This window comes from Streptomyces sp. BK208 (assembly GCF_004364245.1).
Taxonomy (GTDB): domain Bacteria; phylum Actinomycetota; class Actinomycetes; order Streptomycetales; family Streptomycetaceae; genus Streptomyces.
In genome coordinates this window covers 35,541-51,385 of sequence record NZ_SOAV01000001.1, presented here as the reverse complement: position 1 = coordinate 51,385, position 15,845 = coordinate 35,541, and the positions used below count along the sequence as shown (strand labels likewise).

Below are 15,845 nucleotides of genomic sequence, written 5' to 3'. Positions count from 1 at the left end.
GAGACCAGCCGCTGGCCGTGGTGTCCCTGGGACAAAGGCGGAACTGCGTAGCGCGCTCCTGCAGCCTGCGACCCCCCGCGCCGGGCTGGCCCGTTTCGATCTGCGTGATGCGGAAGGAGAGTCCGTCTCTCCAGGGCGAGTTCCGGCCGGCTTACCAGGGTCGGATCGGGCGGACCCCTGTGCGCCGCCCTGCTTCGTCCAGCAGGTGTCTCATTCGTTTCACCGTACGGGTGCCGACGACGTGCTCGGTGATGCTCAGGGCGGGCAGTTGGGCGCAGGCCGCTGTCTCGCGCTGCTGGACCGCGCCCATGTCGCGCAGCCAGAAGGTGGCGAGCACGTTGTCACTTCCGGTGACCGCTGCGAGCAACCGGCATTCGGTCAGCGTCGCGAGGGTGCGGTGCAGACGGTTGACGTCATGGGCTGGGGCGCGACCGCGGAAGGTGACGGACACGGGCAGGCCCGACACCACGGGAGCCACGTCACAGCGGAACCCCACGATGCCACCGGCGGTGAGGCGGTGCAGGCGCCTGCGCGCGGTGGCGGCACTGGTCCCGGCGAGATCGGCCAAGTCCGTGAACCGGGCCCGCCCTTCCCGCACCAGCGCGTACAGCAGGGCACGGTCAAGCGTGTTCAGGTCGCCGAGGGACCCGCCCGCCTGGTCGGCAGGCCCCGGCCGGCCGAGTACGGAGAGCTGGGAGGCGTCGAGGGAGCCGAGCCTCCATCGGGAACCCTCGGCGTACAGAGACGTGGCGAAGACGCACTCGAGGTCGAGGACTTCGGGCAGGGCGGCCAACTGCTCGTGCACGAAGCGGTGCACACTTGCGAGGTCGGGTGCCAGCACGTCCAGCATGAGGTCGGCGCGCCCAGGGGCAAGCAGTTCGACCGTCGCCGCCTCCGGCAGCTCCGCGATCTGCGCGGCCAGTCGCTCCCTCGCCGCCGGCGCACAACGAAGGAACACGAAGGCAGTGCAGCCGCCGTGCGAGAAGGCCGGTCCGGGGACCGCCGACACCCAAGCCAGCCCCTCCTCGGCGAGGCGCTCCCAGCGGCGGGCGAGAGTCACCGACGTCACGCCCAGCAGGGGTGCCAGATCCGTCCAGGCGGCCCGCGGGCGGACCTGGAGGGCGTGCACGAGAGCGAGGTCCAACTCGCTCACCGTGACCGAATCCAACACGCTGACCTCTCTTGCTGCCGGTTCTCTTCCCTTTTCGCGCCTGGTTGGCCCTGCGGTCGCACTCTAGCCACCACGTCGTATTCCAGCCAGGGACAAGAAGGTGGGGCCATGACGAACGTCATCAGCCGGGGCCGGGGGCTGATCACAGCGATGATCGTGATCGTGGTGTGCAGCGGTGTCGTCCAGGGATATCTCACTCCGTTGCTGCCGGTCGTCGGTGCGCACGTCGGGGTCGGCGGCGTGGGGCAGAACAATCTGTACCTGCTGTCGCAGATCGCCTTCACCGTGCTGACGCCGTTGCTGTCCCGCTGGGGCGACATGTGGGGGCACCGGCGGCTGCTGCTGGTCGCCGTGACGGCGGTCGCCGTCGGGTCACTGCTGATCGCGGCACGACCCACCACCGTCACGCTCGCGGTCGGCATGGTGCTGCAGAGCGCCGTGGTCGGCTTCTTCCCGCTGCTCGCGGGCATCCTCCGCTCGCGTTCTCCCGAACACGGCCGGGTCGGTATGTCGGTGCTGGTCGGCGCGCTGCTCCTGTCCATCGGCGCGGGAGGGTTCGTGGCCGGCACCCTCAGCGACGAACACGCCCTCGCCGGGCTGTGGACCGCGGTGCCCTTCGGCGCCCTGGCACTGGGCGCCGCGCTTGCCCTGCCGACGAGTACGGCTCCCCGCGCGGGCCGCTTCAACGTGCGCGCCGCGCTGCTGCTCACCGGCGGGCTCGGCGCGCTGATGCTCGTGCTCACCGAAGGCCAGTCATGGGGCTGGACATCCGGCTCGTCGCTGCTGACGGGCGCAGCGGCGCTGGTACTGATCGTCGCCTGGGTGCTGGTCGAACAGCGTTCGGCGCATCCGCTGGTGAACCTCGGGATGCTGCGCGATCCCCGGCTCGCGGCGGTCAGCGCGCACACGTTCTGCATCGCCTTCGGTGCCATCGGGTTCCTGGGTGCCAACGCGGTCTACCTGGGGACCGAACCGGACGGCGACGGGTTCGGGCTCGGGCTCGGCGCCCAGGCCATCTCCCTGGTGTCCCTCGCCATGGTCGCCGCCGGCTTCCTGGGCTCCACGCTCACGCCGAGGCTGGCCCGGCTGATCGGTGACCGCACCGTGCTCGTGGCCGGCGGCTGCGCCGGTGCGGCCGGCTTTCTGAGCCTCGTCCTCTTCCACTCGTCCGTGCCGCAGTACGTGGCGGGTGCGCTGGTCGTCGGGCTCGCCACCGGCATGTTCGAGTCCGCCACCCGGGCCCTGTCCGTCGAGGTGGTCGACGAGGCCGAGACCGCACTGTCCGTCGGCGTCAACGAGATGGCGCTCTCGCTCGGCGCGGCGCTCGGTGCGGCCGTCGTCGGCGCCCTGTGGTCCTCCCACACCACCGCCCAAGGCGCGGTCACGGGCGCGGGATACCAGTGGGCGTGGACCGCGTGCGCGGTGACGGCGCTCGGGGGAGCGGCGGTCGGCCTGCTCTTCCGAACCCCCGCCGACGCCCCCGTGTCCGGGGCCGCCGTCCCGCAGACCGGGAGGACGGCATGACCGGCCACGCCCCGCAGATCCGGGACCGCGCGCTCACCGAGGCCGCCGACGCGGTACGCGCCCACGAACGCGACCTGGTCGCGCTGAGCCACAGCCTGCACGCGGAGCCAGAGACGGCCATGCGCGAGCACAAGTCGGCAGCCAAGATCGCCTCCCTCGCCGAGGCCACCGGCTTCACGGTCACCCGCGGGGCAGGCGCCCTCCCGACGGCCTTCGTCGCCACCCGTGGCAGTGGCGAGCTGGTGGTGGCCCTGTGCGCCGAGTACGACGCGCTGCCCGGCATCGGACACGCCTGCGGACACAACGTCAACGGCGCCGCGTCCGTCGGCGCCGCCCTCGGTCTCGCCGCCGTCGCCGACGCGCTCGGGATCACCGTGAAGCTCATCGGGACCCCCGCCGAGGAGGACATCGGCGGCAAGGCGCTCCTGCTGGACGCCGGTGTATTCGACGACGTGGCCGCCGCCTTCATGGTCCACGCCGCACCCGAGGATTCCGTGGGCGCATCCTCCCTCGCCGTCGGTGCCTGGGACGTCACCTACGTCGGCAAGCCTTCCCATGCCGCGCTCGCGCCCTGGGAAGGCGTCAACGCCCTGGACGCGATCACCCTCGCCCACACTGCCGTCGGCCTGCTGCGCCAGCAGCTCCCCCCGGGCGTCCTGGTCCACGACGTCGTCTTCGAGGCCGGCCGCGCGGTCAACGTCATTCCCGAAACGGCACGCGCCCGCTACGAACTGCGCGCCCGCACCATGGAAGACCTCGTCCACGCCCGCCGCCGGGTCCGGGCATGCCTGGAGGCCGCGGCCCTGGCCACCGGCGCCGAGTTGGAACTCGCCGAGCACGGAGCCGACTTCGCCGACCTGAGGCAGGACGAGTTTCTCACCGCCGCCTACACCCGTGCTGCCCGCTCCCTCGGCCGCGCCCCCGTAAGCCGCCGGGGCGAGGTCATTGCGTCCACGGACATGGGGAACGTCTCCCACGTCATGCCCGCACTCCACCCGACCATCGGCTACGACACCGAGGGCGCCCTCCACCACACCGCGCCCTTCGCCCGCTACGGCAACTCCCCGGGAGCCGACCGCGCCGTGCTCGATGCCGCGATCGCCCTCGCCCACGTCGGTGTCGACCTTGCGACGGACCCGGTTCAGCGCAGACGCTGCCTCGACCTGCTCGCCGACCGGCGAACAGCGGCTGCCGGCGCCCGATGAGCCGCCAGTTGCCCGTCCAGGAGTCGCGTCACAGCTCGCTCGGGAGATCTGCCACGGCGAGCGCGGACAGATCACGCAGGCGTCGGCTTCGCCGCCCGTCGCGGGGGGGGGCCTGCGGTGCCTGCGTGATCCGGGGACCGTTCTCCTCGGTGAGGAGGACGGCACCGGGGGAGGAACGGCTGTATGTCAGGCGGAGTGGAGCGGCAGTGCGCCGAGAACGGCAGCGAGGGTGTGCGGGTCGCGGCGGGCGATGTTGTGGCCGACGGGGATCTCGTGAACCCGCCAGTCCGAGTCGCTGCGCAGCCGTTCGGTCAGGGGCACGAACGGGCTACCCGGCCACGCGCCGCCACTGATGAACGTTCGGCCGAGGGCACGGCTGGGATTGCCTCCCAGTCTGATCGACTGGACGAAGCTGGCCAAGGGGTGCGGTCGCGCGCGGGGGTCGAGTCCTTCCGGGACTGCGACCCATCGACCGTCGGCGCGGGCACCCGCCATGAACAGCTCCCGGAATCTGTCGCTGGTCAAGGACCAGCACGAATCTCCGTCGTCCGGGACGTAGGCGTCGATGAAGACGAGCTGATCGAGGCGGTCGCCGAGCCGATCCGCAACACCGGCGATCACCATTCCGCCGTAACTGTGCCCGCACAGCGCGACGGGCGTTCCGTCGCCACGTTCGATGGTCTCGGCTACCTGGTCAATATGGGTGTCGAGGTTCGGCGCACGGATCACATCGGCCGGGCTGTCCGGCTCCAACCCCGACAGGGTCAGCGCCTCGACGTCGTGCCCCTCTCGGCGCAGCTCAGCAGCCACCGAGTCGAACGCCCATCCGCCTTGCCAGCCGCCCGGCACCATCACGAATCTCACCGCGTCATCGTAGGTCAGGCGAGTACAGCCGGTGATCGCCACACCTTCGGCCGAGGCCGCCTGGCCCAGCATCCATGGCTCCCGCCTGGCCGTACTCGGCTGTCGCCGCTTGTTAGACCGGCCGGACCTGGGGGAGCGCGCTGGTCGACGCCCTCGGTCTCCAGCCATGCGCCGATGTGCCCACTCCCTAGGATCCGGCCGATTCATGTCTGCTCTGGGCGGCCAGTCGTGGCTAGTCAGGACCGGCTGTCCGGCTCCGTCGACGCGTCCGCCTCCGACGTCGGTGTCTCTGCCGTACTCCCGCCGTCGGTGTCGTGTTTGCGGATCGTGCAGTGCAGCGAGTCGTCCTTCACGTCGGCGACGATCGTGTCCCCGGGTTCGGCGTCTCCGGTGAGGAGGATCTCGGCGATGCGGTTGTCGAGTTCGGTCTGGATCGTACGGCGCAGCGGGCGAGCACCGAACGCGGGCTGATAACCGTGCGTGACGAGCAGCTTCTTGGCCGCCTCGGTGACCTCCAGGGTGATGCCCTGGGCGCGCACCTTGTGTTTGCTGCGGTCCAGGAGGTGGTCGACGATTTCGGACAGGTCCTGTTCGGTGAGGCTGTGGAAGACGATGATGTCGTCGATGCGGTTGAGGAACTCCGGCAGGAACCGCTGCCGCAGATCCTCCATCAGCTCGTCCTTCAGCTCGGCGGCGTCGCCTTCGTGGGCGAGGATGCGCTGGGCGCCGATGTTGGAGGTCATGATGACCACGCAGTGCCGGAAGTCGACGGTGCGGCCCTGGGCGTCGGTGAGCCGGCCGTCGTCGAGGATCTGCAGCAGCGTGTTGAAGACGTCCGGGTGCGCCTTCTCCACCTCGTCGAACAGCACCACGCTGTACGGCTTGCGCCGCACCTTCTCGGTGAGCTGACCGGCCTCCTCGTAGCCGACGTATCCAGGAGGTGCGCCGACGAGGCGGGCGACGGTGTGCTTCTCCTGGAACTCGCTCATGTCGAACCGGATCATCCGGTCCTCGTCGCCGAACAGCAGCTCCGCGAGGGTTTTGGCGAGTTCGGTCTTGCCGACACCGGTGGGTCCGAGGAAGAGGAAGGAGCCGACGGGTCGGTTGGGGTCGCCTATGCCGGCGCGGTTGCGGCGTACCGCCTGCGAGACCGCGGTGACCGCCTCCGCCTGCCCGACGATCCGCGCGTGCATCTCCTCCTCCAGCTTCAGCAGGCGCTTCTTCTCGTCTGCGGTGAGCTGGGAGACCGGGATGCCCGTGCGGCGCGAGACGATGTCGGCGATGTCGGACGCCGTCACCGACACCACCCCCTCACGCCGCTCCTCGATGCCCGCGAGCTCGCCCTCCAGCTCGGCGATCTGCCGCTTCAGCTCCGACGCCTTCTCGAAGTCCTCGCCGGCAACGGCCTGGTCCTGCTCGCGCCGCAGCTTGGCCAGCCGGTCCTCGCGACTGACGACCTCGGTGGACCGCGAGGCGCTGCGCAGCCGGACCCGGGCGCCAGCCTGATCCATCAGGTCGATGGCCTTGTCGGGCAGGAAGCGGTCGCTGATGTACCGGTCGGACAGCTCCGCCGCCGCGGCCAGCGCGCCGTCGGCGAACCGCACCTGGTGGTGGGCCTCGTAGGCGTCCCGCAGGCCCTCCAGGATCTGGACCGTCTCCTCGACCGTGGGCTCCGGAATCATCACCGGCTGGAAGCGGCGCTCCAGAGCAGCGTCCTTCTCGATGTGCTTGCGATACTCGTCGATCGTCGTCGCGCCCACCACGTGCAGCTCACCGCGTGCCAGGGCCGGCTTGAGCATGTTGCCCGCGTCCATCGAGCTCTCACCAGTCGCACCCGCCCCCACAACGGTGTGCAGCTCATCGATGAACAGGATGATCCCGCCCTCGGCCTGCTGGACGTCCTCGATGACCTTCTTCACCCGCTCCTCGAACTGACCTCGGTACTGCGCCCCCGCCACCATCGCCGACAGGTCCAGCGAAACGACCCGCTTGTCCTTCAGGGTCCCCGGCACCTCACCCGCCACGATCCGCTGGGCCAGGCCCTCCACGATCGCGGTCTTGCCGACACCGGGCTCACCGATCAGCACCGGGTTGTTCTTCGAACGCCGCGAGAGGATTTCCACCGTCTGCTCGATCTCCTCCGCCCGTCCCACCACCGGATCCAGCTTGCCCGCCCGTGCTTCCTCCGTCAGATCACGGCCGTACTCGTCCAGGGTTGCGGCTGGGGCCGTCGGCGCGGCGCCGCTCTCGGCGCGCGCGGCCTGCTCGCCGGCGCCACGCAGCTTCCGTACGTCGAGGTCCTCGGCGCGCAGGAACCGGCCCGCGCCGGAGTCCGGGTCGGACAGCAGCGCGCCGAGAACGTGCTCGGGACCGATGTAGGACACACCGGTTGCCTGCGACTCACGGAAGGCGGCGGCCAGGATGCGCTTGGCCGCCGGCGTGAGGCCGGGCTCGGCAGAGGGTTCGCCGGACTCGCGGGGAAGCGCCTGGGCGATCGTGGCGGCGAGTTTCTCGGGGTCCACCCCTCCCTGAGCCAGCAGTCTGCGCGCCGGATCGACCTGGGTGGCCGCCCACAGCAGATGCTCGGTGTCGAGGTCCGACGTCCCGTCGTCCACCGCCCTTTGCGCTGCCAGATTCAGCAGTTCCTGGGACGCGTCCGTCAGCAACCGGCCGATCGGCACCCGCTGCACTGCCGGTGGCGACGACGCGGGCGACGTACCGAAAAAGCGGTTCAGCATCTCACTGAACGGATCCGACGACCCGAACCCGAAAGGCGACGTCGACATGAGTACTCCCGATTTCTCGGCGGTAGTTCCACGAAAGCGCTGTGCCCGGCGTCCTGCAAACGGAGCGGTGTACTGTCAGCGGTCCGCTTCCAGCATTCGGCATGGTGGAACGTCGTCGCGGCGAGCACGATCGAAGACACCGCACACGTCGCCTACGGCACCGGCACCGCCCTCACCTTCTGGCTGCTGACCCGCCTCGGCACCGGAAGCTGGGCGCAGTCGTCGCTCCGGATGAGGCCTTCCGGCTCGTGCAGGTGAGGCCGTGGGAGCTACCGGCATCGATCATCTCCAGCACCCCGACCCCGTGCCCATGCCGGACTCGGCTCAGGGCAGCTCGTTCGCAGGCGCACCGGCGTGACCTGCAGCCGGTCGACGAACACCAACTGCCGCTCCGGTCGCGCTCCCGCTGCCCGGCACCGGGTGGTCACCCCCGTCTGAACCCAGCCGTTGCGGGCTGGGCGCTGATGCACAGGAAGTGCCGGGGACTGGCGTGAGCAGCGCCGCCGCCAGTCCCCGGCACGGGCCCGAAACCCGTCGTCCTCACTCCACGAGTCCAACTCGGGTCCCGGCCACGACGGCACAGACAGGGGCCAGGAAGCTGCCGGTGCACAGTGCTGGACGAAGGTGCATCCTTGAACATGACTGTTCTGGTCATTGCGGGCCGGTGGCGGCAAAGCGAGCCGGGCACGGGGACGACCAACGTTGAGCGCCGGCAGGCAGTGGGCATTCCGAACCAGGGAGCAGATCATGCCGTCCCTGCACATCCACGTGAACTCCTCGAAGGTGATGTCCCCGATCCTCCCCTTCGCCGGGCCGGTGTTCCGTATGGTCTTCAGGGAACCTCTGCACACCACGTAGTCGCGCGTTCGCTGAAGACGTAGCCTTGCCCGATGTCTGCGACGGGAGCCGGACCATGACCACGGCGGAAGACCTGTTCATGATCGCCATGGGCCCGGAGAACTCCGTGGGACAGGGCGATCTGTCCCTCGCACTCGCGGGAGCCGAGCTGATCGATCTCATCGGTGCGGGAGCCGTCGTGCTCGACAGTGACCGCATCGTGCCGAACAGCCCGCCGCCACTCGACGACCGGTTTCTGGGCGAGGCCGCGGCAGGCCTCACTCGGCAGGTGCCCTACGAGCGGGTCGAGGACTGGCTGTGGCGTCGGGGGCGGGACCTCTCAGCCGCCTACCAGACCGCCCTGGAGCAGAGCGGTGTGCTGACACCGCAGCGCAGCGGCCGACTGCCCATCGGCTCGAAAAGCCTGAAAGCGGCTGATACACCAGCCCGCCGCCGCGCGGCCGACCGCTGGAACGACCGGGAACCCACCCTGACCGCCCTCGCCGCGGCTGTGGGCATCGGCGAGGAACCGTCCGGTGAGGGAACCGTCCTCGATGACGAAGCCGTGACGAGTGTGGTGGCCTCCGTCCACGACGCGGTGATGGAACTGGAGGCCGTGCGCCAGAGGCGGACCATCGAGAACCAGGCCTTCGCCAACCTCTGGCGCGGGCCATGAGCCGATCCCGGTGAAGGTCAGCCTCCCGCTGGCGCGGTGATCGCTGCCGGCGCGGTGGTCATCCAGGGGTCTTCCGCATGAGGTCTCCCGCATGATCTGCCCGACCGTCTGCCGGAGACCGCCGCCGGATTCAAGACCTTCAACCACCGCACACGCCCCGTCGTCGCCACACCCCGCGGGAAGAGGCTGCTCGAAGAGTCACGCCGACTCATCGACCGGCTCGACCAGCAGCCGGGGGACTCGTCCGGCTCTCCAGCTTCAGCGACCTGACGGAAGGCTTTTCGCACTCCACCATGTCGGAAGCGGCTACGCGTCGTCCTCCGCCGAGACGGCCCTGTCGTCAGCGGCCACGAGGGACAGCAGGCGCAGCTTGCTCTCCGCCTCGCTGCCGGGGTCGGCGGTGAAGACGACGATGCGCACGTCCGAGCCGTGCGCGGAGAGCACGTCGCAGTCGAGTCCGATCGGGCCGAGCTGCGGGTGGTCGATCGTCTTGCGCGTGGTCTCGTGGTGGCCGGCGGCGCCACTGGCCCAGAGGCGGGCGAATTCCTCGCTGCGGCGACGGAGCTCGTCGATCATCTCGCGAAGCTCGCGGTCGGCCGGATAGCGGGTTGCCACGTCGCACAGGTCCGCGACCAGCGACGCCTTGTGCTCCTCGGGGTAGGGAGCGCCGGCCACAGGTCGTTGTCGGTGAGGTGGGTCCAGGCGGCGTCGAAGACGGCGATCGGCGCGTCGCCGAGGCGGTCGATCAGCCGCTGCACGCTCGGCCCGATGCGTTGGGGCACCAGACCGTCGCTCTCGCTGGCGAGCCCGGCCAGGCGGCACGCGAGGCCGGTGCGCCGCGCGCCCGGCTGCGGCGCCGGCCCGCACGTTCCGACAGTGGTGCGAGCAGCACCGGAGCGACTTCAGCTGATCAGCTCCCTCAAGCGAAACGCCGTGCGGCCGACCCGTACGGCGTTTCCCGTTGCGGTTGCGGGATGGCACAGGCGAAGGTGCGAGTCGCGTGCCTTACGCGCGGCAGCAGGCGGCACTGACGACGTGATCAAAGTCGACATGCCGACGACGAACGAGTCGTTGCCGCGTACGGGACATGTCCGTCATCCTGCGCACCCCCGTCGAACGCAGTCAAGCTTCCCTGGTAACTCCATAGGGAACATAGGGTAGATCTCACACTCTGAGAGGCCGGCCGTCCGCCGGAGGCGTTGTCGTCTCAGCCTCGGTGGCGCTCAGGGCACGCAGGAGGGCGCGGGCGACCGCGTCGTTCTGGCGGAAGGCCGGCGCGTTGGTGCGGGGGCGGGCGAAGGCGGCGACAGCCCGGCTGTTGGTGGGGGCGCCGAGGGCGATGCGGCGGGGGTGGGGGCTGTCGAGGGACGGGTCGATGAGGTGGCCGTCCGTGGGGGAGACGGCGAGCAGGCCGGAGCGGTGGGTGTGGGTGGGGTCGGCGATGACCTCCTCGGTGAGTGCGCCTTCCCGGTACAGGCCCCGCAGGAGTGGGTCCTCGGTGTGGGCCAGGGAGGGACCCGGCAGGTATGCCTCGATCAGGGCCGTGGCGTGGGTGGTGTGGCCGGGGACGGTGGGGCTGGTCGCGGTGAAGGCGCCGCTGGTCTCGTCGGTGGCGATGCGGATGCCCGCCCCCAGGAAGTGGACGATGCCGGCCCGGGACAGCGCGAGGAGTTGACGCAGGCGGAAGCCGGGCGGGCCGGAGGCGAGGAAGCTGAAGAAGCCGTGCCACCAGCCGTCGAGTTCGTCGGCGACCGAGCGGGCGGTGAGACGACCGGAGGCGACGAGGCGGGGCAGTTGGCCGTAGGCGGAGAGCAGGGCCAGGAACGCGCCGAGGTCGGCGCTGAACTCCGGGCTCTCGCGGCGCGTGACGTCCTGGACGATGTGGTCGCGCAGGTGCTCCTGGAAGGCGTCCGGTGCGGGGAAGGCGAGACCGTCCAGCGGGTGGTCCAGGGCTTCGAAGTCGAGCCTGTCCGCCGGGTCGGGTACGGCCGCGGCGACTAGTGCGGCCATCTCGTCGTCGTACCAGTCCAGGCGGTCGTAGGCGGCGACGAAGTCAGGCCAGGGGAGGGCGGTGCGCTCCTGGTGGGCGTGGAACAGCTCGTGGTAGTGGCCGAAGCCGATCTCCTTGGCCATCAGCGGCCACACGTCGCGCCGCAGCTCCAGCGGACGGTCCTCGGCGAGCAGGGCGTCGACGGCTTCGGGGCCGAAGTGGCGGGGCAGCGCAGGGCGGGGACCCTGGAGACGGTAGCGGGTCTTGGAGTGGTACGGCACTCCGCGCCGCGATCCGACGTGCAGGACGGGCTCGCGGCCGGAGGGTAGGTAGGTGAGGGTACCGTCGGCGTCGGTGCGGTAACTGCCGCCGCGGCCCTCGGTGAGCAGGGTCATCAGGTCGATGAACGCCAGGCCGAAGCCGCGCAGGATGACGTGTTCGCCGGGACGCGGTGCGGACAGGTCCGCGTCGGCGGAGAACGCGGGCGGGAGGTGGAAGCGGCCGTGCCGGCGGGCGAAGGCGGCGTGGTCACGGTACTCGGCGGCGGGCGCGGAGCCGAGGTGTCCCTGGGCGAGGACGACCAGGTCGGCGGTGAGCGGAGTGGCACGGTCGGCGAGGTGTACCCGCTGCGGGCCGACCGGGGGGCCGGTGACGGCGGTCGCGGTGGTCGGGTGCCACTCGACCGTGACGGTGGGCGGCAGCTGGGCCAGCGCCCTGCGGAACACCCAGTCCAGGTAGGCGCTCTGGGCGCGGCGGGTGGGGAAGTCGGACCCGTCGAGGTCGCGCAGTTCGGCGAGCACCTCCGGGTCGGCGGGCTCGGCGTACGGGGCGTGGTGTGTGCCTCTGCCGGAGAACTGGGCGGCCCACTCGGCGAGCGAGGGGCCCGGCCGTATCGGGCCGTCGATGGTGGACGACTCGTCGGTGAACATGGTGACGTCCTCGGCCACGGAGTTCATCCGCAGCAGCGCGGGCTGCTCATGGCGCCAGACGCGCCCCGGGCCAGGCGGGTGCGGATCCACCAGGTGAATGTGCAACTGCCGTGAACCGTCCCACAGTTCCGGTGCGTTGGCGGCGATGCGCTCCAGCAGGCCTGTGGCGCGCGGCCCCGCGCCGACAACGACCAGGACGGCCGGCGAAGGGCTGCTGCTCACCGGTCACCGCCGATCACCGGCCGGGCGTCGGCAGCGGTCGTCGCGCTCAGCCGGTGGCGCACGGCGGTCAGGTGGCCGCGCAGCCGTTGCAGCGGGGTCGGCGGCAGGGCGCGTGAGTCCCCGCGCGCGTAGTACCGCTCGACGTAGAACTGGCCCGCGCTCAGCACCGTGGTGACCGCGATGTACCACAGGGTGGCGACCATCAGCAGCGGGATGACCCGGTAGGTCTGGTTGTAGATCAGCTGCACCGAGTACAGCAGGTCGTGCACGGCCAGCACGCTGACGATACTGGTGCCCTTCAGGGTGCCGATCAGCATGTTCCCGGCCGTGGGCACGATCGAGCGCATCGCCTGCGGCACCACGATCCGGCGCAGGGTGCGGCGTCTGCTCAGCCCCAGTGCCTGCGCTGCCTCCGTCTGCCCGGAGTCCACGGAGAGTATGCCGCCGCGCACCACCTCGGCGGCGTAGGCGGTCTCGTGCAGGGTCAGGCCGATGACGGCGGTCAGGGTGGGCCCGAGCAGATTGACCGTCTTGACGGTGACGAACTGCGGGCCGAACGGGACGCCGAGGCCCAGCGTCGGATACAGGGCGCCGATGTTGAACCAGAACAGCAGCTGCACCAGCAGTGGTGTGGACCGGAAGATCCACACGTATCCCCAACTCAGCGTCCGGAGAACCGGGTTGGCGGAGAGCCGCATCACCGCCAGCACCGTGCCGAGCAGGAAGCCGAGCACCATCACCACGGCCGTCAGCCACAGGGAGAGCAGCAGTCCGTCGAGCACTGCGGCGGTGGTGAAGTACCGGCCCACCACGCTCCATTGGAAGGCGTCGTTGCGGACGACGGAGTTGAGCACCATCGCGAACAGCAGAACCGCGACGGTGGCGGTCAGCCACCGGCCGCCGTGCCGGCGCGGCACGATGCGCGGCATGTCGGGGCCAGGCGCACTCGCCCGTATCGGGGGTTTCGTCGCAGGGACCGGCGTGACTTCGGAAGGCGTGACCATCGAGGGACTCTCCGGGGGAGGGGATCGCAGGCGTGGGCGGTCACCCAGTGGCACTCGCAGGGAGCGCAACGGCACAGGCGCTGCGTGCGTACGGTGCGGCTGGGGTACGACGTCGTCACATCCGCCGCGTCCCTCAACGCGGCCGGGGAAGCCACCGCGCGGGGCGGGGCCGGTCCGTTGTCGATCGTATGCGCCCGCGGCATGGCTGTGTCAACAGCGTCCCGGGAAGCGCCGGTCCAGGCGGCCCGGCATCCGGGCAGCGCTTGACGAGCGCCACGATGTACTGCTCAATTAGTCGCATGAATGCCCAGCAGCGCTTGGTCTCGCGCGATCACATCGACTTCGGTCGGGTGTGGTCCGCAGCGTGTTGCGCCTGACTCGGCAGCGGGCCGTCTGACCGGCCCTTCCCTCCCTCGGTGACCCCGTCGCGGGCCGAGTTCTCTTCTCACGCGCGCTGCCGCAGCTCCGCTTCTCCCGACGCTCGACGTCGTCACGCCTGCACCGGCCCGTCTGCCTGACGGTCCGTGTGCTCATCCCCGCACGTGAGGCGATTCCCTCATGCCTGCGTGTCGCCGCGCCCTGAAAGGCCATCTCCGTGCCAGTGGAGTTCCTCGGCATCGCCGCCACCAACTACGGCTCCGAAACCACCCAGCGCTCCGGCGCCGCGTTCGACAAGGAGTACACGCTCCGGCTCGCCCGGGCGCACGAGGACCACGGCTGGGGCCGGGTGTTGTTCGCCTACGGCTGCGGATCGCCGGGCCCCGCCCCGGCCGCCGCGTACATCGCGAGTGGGCTGGAGCGCCTGGAGATCGTCAGCGACGTCTTCCCCGTCCGACAACCCCGCCCCGGCGCCTCGTTCGGGGACTGGTCGCCCGCCGCGTACGCGGCGGGCGGTGCGGAGGCCGACGTCTACCGCCTGTGGGGCGGGTCCCTCGTGAAGACCGCCGAGCAGATTGAGCATGTGAAGGCAGGGGAGCGCTACGACCGCGCCCTGTGGACGACGGCCGCCGCCACCGGAGGCGCGGGCAACCCCGACGCCCTGGTCGGCACGCCGCAGACGGTTGCCCGCGGGACGCGCACCCCTGCGGCGGTGGGCGCATGACCTCGGTAGCTCGACCACCCTCGTCAACAGTGGATGTGACAGTGCTTCATGTCCCCGTCTCCGATCCACGTGTGAGACCCCTGCTGCGCGAACTCGGCCACGAGTACTCCGCGCGCTACGGCAAGGACGCCCACGCCGAGATCTCCCGCTACCCCGACGAGGAGTTCACCGAACCGTTCGGCGGCCTGCTGCTCCTGCTGCTGGAGCGCGGCGAGCCCGTCGCAGGCGGCGCCTTCCGGCGGTACGACGCGACGACCGCCGAACTGAAACGGATCTGGACCCACTCCGCCCACCGACGACGTGGCCTCGCCCGCCGTGTCCTCGCCGAGCTGGAACGCGAAGCGGGCACACGTGGCTACCGGCGGATCTACCTGACCACCGGGCCACGCCAGCCCGAGGCCCGCGGCCTGTACCTGGCCACCGGGTACACCCCGCTGTTCGACACCCAGGCCGACCCGGAAACCATCGGCCCGCTGCCCTTCGAGAAGCATCTGCCGGCCGCAGCACGCACAGCACGCTCAACACGCACGGGAAAGGCAGCCGACCTGTGAATCTTCGCCCGATCAGAACCCGCCTGCGCATCGCCGCGACCGTCGCGCTGCTGCCCGTACTGGCGCTGACCGCGTGTGGCTCCGGCGACACCTCCGGCAGCACACCGGCGGGCGCTCAGGCATCCTCCGCGGCGACCGACGACCCGGTCGCCGCCGTACACAAGGTGGATTCCGTCGCGGCCCTGCTGCCCGCCGAGGTCCGTGAAGCCGGCGCGCTGCGGGTCGGCAGCTCGGTCGGGTTCCCGCCCGGGGCGTACTACCCGAACGGGCAGGACAAGCCACCCGCCGGCCAGGACATCGACATCGCCGACGCGGTGGCCAAGGTCCTCGGCGCGAAGCTGGAGCGGCAGGACGCCTCCTTCGAGACGATCCTGCCCGCCCTGGGCAGCGGCAAGTACGACGTCGGGACCGGCAACTTCGGCGTCACCACCGAACGCCTCAAGACCATCGACTTCGTCACCTACATCAACGACGGCCAGGGCTTCGCGGTGAAGACGGGCAACACCGCCGTCGGCAAGAAGGTCACCGACCTCACCCAGCTGTGCGGGCTGACCATCGGCACCGGTGCCGGCACCACCTTCGAAGCGACCCTCACCGCGCAGAAGGGCGTGTGCGCGAAGGCGGGCAAGAAGCCCTACGACGTGAAGGTCTACGCCGAGAACGGCGCGACCCTCACCGCACTCCAGCAGGGCCGAACCGACGTGATCATGTCGACCATCAACGGCCTGCGCTACCAGGCGGCCCAGCCCGCCTCCCAGACCACCTTCCTCGGCGAGTTCCACCGCCTCGACGTCGGCTTCGCCTTCAAGAAGGGCTCCCCGCTCACCAAGGCCTTCCAGGCCGCCGTCAACGAGCTGATCAAGGACGGCACGTACGCCCGGATCCTCAAGAAGTGGGGCACCTCTGCCTCCGCGATCGACACGTCGCGGATCAACCCGCCCGAGCACGCCTGAGAGTCGAGCAGAAACGATCACGATGTCCACG

General features: G+C 70.5%; 11 protein-coding genes and 1 pseudogene. 6 read left to right on the top strand and 6 right to left on the bottom strand.

The features are described 5' to 3' along the window. Positions 1-151: 151 nt before the first annotated feature. On the bottom strand, positions 152-1,171 hold the full coding sequence (locus EV562_RS00245) for an Lrp/AsnC family transcriptional regulator (protein ID WP_133884568.1): 1,020 nt from the start codon (positions 1,169-1,171) through the stop codon (positions 152-154). Between the two features lie 108 nt (positions 1,172-1,279). Between EV562_RS00245 and EV562_RS00240 the strand changes: the two genes are divergently transcribed. Continuing rightward, positions 1,280-2,695, top strand: a complete 1,416-nt coding sequence (locus tag EV562_RS00240; protein ID WP_133884567.1) for an MFS transporter — start codon at positions 1,280-1,282, stop codon at positions 2,693-2,695. Beyond that, on the top strand, positions 2,692-3,900 hold the full coding sequence (locus EV562_RS00235) for a M20 family metallopeptidase (RefSeq protein ID WP_133884566.1): 1,209 nt from the start codon (positions 2,692-2,694) through the stop codon (positions 3,898-3,900). Before EV562_RS00240 ends, EV562_RS00235 begins: the two co-directional genes overlap by 4 nt. A gap of 186 nt (positions 3,901-4,086) precedes the next feature. Here the strand turns inward: EV562_RS00235 and EV562_RS00230 are convergent, their stop codons facing one another. Beyond that, on the bottom strand, positions 4,087-4,836 hold the full coding sequence (locus tag EV562_RS00230) for an alpha/beta fold hydrolase (protein ID WP_243859933.1): 750 nt from the start codon (positions 4,834-4,836) through the stop codon (positions 4,087-4,089). Positions 4,837-5,000: 164 nt separating this feature from the next. Continuing rightward, positions 5,001-7,550 carry an ATP-dependent Clp protease ATP-binding subunit gene (locus EV562_RS00225; protein WP_133884565.1) on the bottom strand — a complete coding sequence of 850 codons (2,550 nt, stop codon included), beginning with the start codon at positions 7,548-7,550 and terminating at the stop codon, positions 5,001-5,003. A gap of 913 nt (positions 7,551-8,463) precedes the next feature. On the opposite strand from EV562_RS00225, the gene EV562_RS00220 reads away from it, so the two are divergent. After that, on the top strand, positions 8,464-9,063 hold the full coding sequence (locus EV562_RS00220; protein ID WP_133884564.1) for a GPP34 family phosphoprotein: 600 nt from the start codon (positions 8,464-8,466) through the stop codon (positions 9,061-9,063). A 306-nt stretch (positions 9,064-9,369) separates the two neighbouring features. Here the strand turns inward: EV562_RS00220 and EV562_RS00215 are convergent, their stop codons facing one another. From EV562_RS00215 to EV562_RS00205, 3 genes are all read right to left on the bottom strand, one after another. Then, the gene (locus tag EV562_RS00215) at positions 9,370-9,885 is read right to left on the bottom strand and encodes a hypothetical protein (RefSeq protein ID WP_243859961.1); all 516 of its coding nucleotides are present in this window, start codon (positions 9,883-9,885) and stop codon (positions 9,370-9,372) included. Positions 9,886-10,227: 342 nt separating this feature from the next. Beyond that, positions 10,228-12,204, bottom strand: coding sequence for an FAD/NAD(P)-binding protein (locus EV562_RS00210; RefSeq protein ID WP_133884562.1), 1,977 nt, complete (start codon positions 12,202-12,204; stop codon positions 10,228-10,230). After that, the gene (locus tag EV562_RS00205) at positions 12,201-13,208 is read right to left on the bottom strand and encodes an amino acid ABC transporter permease (protein WP_133884561.1); all 1,008 of its coding nucleotides are present in this window, start codon (positions 13,206-13,208) and stop codon (positions 12,201-12,203) included. Before EV562_RS00205 ends, EV562_RS00210 begins: the two co-directional genes overlap by 4 nt. A gap of 595 nt (positions 13,209-13,803) precedes the next feature. On the opposite strand from EV562_RS00205, the pseudogene EV562_RS00200 reads away from it, so the two are divergent. The 3 genes and pseudogenes from EV562_RS00200 to EV562_RS00190 form a co-directional block, all read left to right on the top strand. Next, positions 13,804-14,277: pseudogene (locus EV562_RS00200) on the top strand (hypothetical protein); the annotation flags it as partial. 29 nt (positions 14,278-14,306) lie between these two features. Further along, entirely contained in the window at positions 14,307-14,861 is a 555-nt protein-coding gene (locus tag EV562_RS00195) for a GNAT family N-acetyltransferase (RefSeq protein ID WP_133884560.1), read from the top strand. Next, a complete protein-coding gene (locus EV562_RS00190) occupies positions 14,858-15,814 on the top strand; it encodes an ABC transporter substrate-binding protein (RefSeq protein WP_133884559.1) in 957 nt (318 codons plus the stop codon). The genes EV562_RS00195 and EV562_RS00190 overlap by 4 nt, the downstream gene beginning before the upstream one ends. Positions 15,815-15,845 lie beyond the last annotated feature (31 nt).

Excerpts from the sequence above, each read along its gene's own strand:
- EV562_RS00230 (WP_243859933.1), bottom strand. The coding sequence starts at position 4,836 with ATGCTGGGCCAGGCGGCCTCGGCCGAAGGTGTGGCGATCACCGGCTGT.
- EV562_RS00195 (WP_133884560.1), top strand. The coding sequence starts at position 14,307 with ATGACCTCGGTAGCTCGACCACCCTCGTCAACAGTGGATGTGACAGTG.
- EV562_RS00225 (WP_133884565.1), bottom strand. The coding sequence starts at position 7,550 with ATGTCGACGTCGCCTTTCGGGTTCGGGTCGTCGGATCCGTTCAGTGAG.
- EV562_RS00240 (WP_133884567.1), top strand. The coding sequence starts at position 1,280 with ATGACGAACGTCATCAGCCGGGGCCGGGGGCTGATCACAGCGATGATC.
- EV562_RS00205 (WP_133884561.1), bottom strand. The coding sequence starts at position 13,208 with ATGGTCACGCCTTCCGAAGTCACGCCGGTCCCTGCGACGAAACCCCCG.
- EV562_RS00235 (WP_133884566.1), top strand. The coding sequence starts at position 2,692 with ATGACCGGCCACGCCCCGCAGATCCGGGACCGCGCGCTCACCGAGGCC.
- EV562_RS00220 (WP_133884564.1), top strand. The coding sequence starts at position 8,464 with ATGACCACGGCGGAAGACCTGTTCATGATCGCCATGGGCCCGGAGAAC.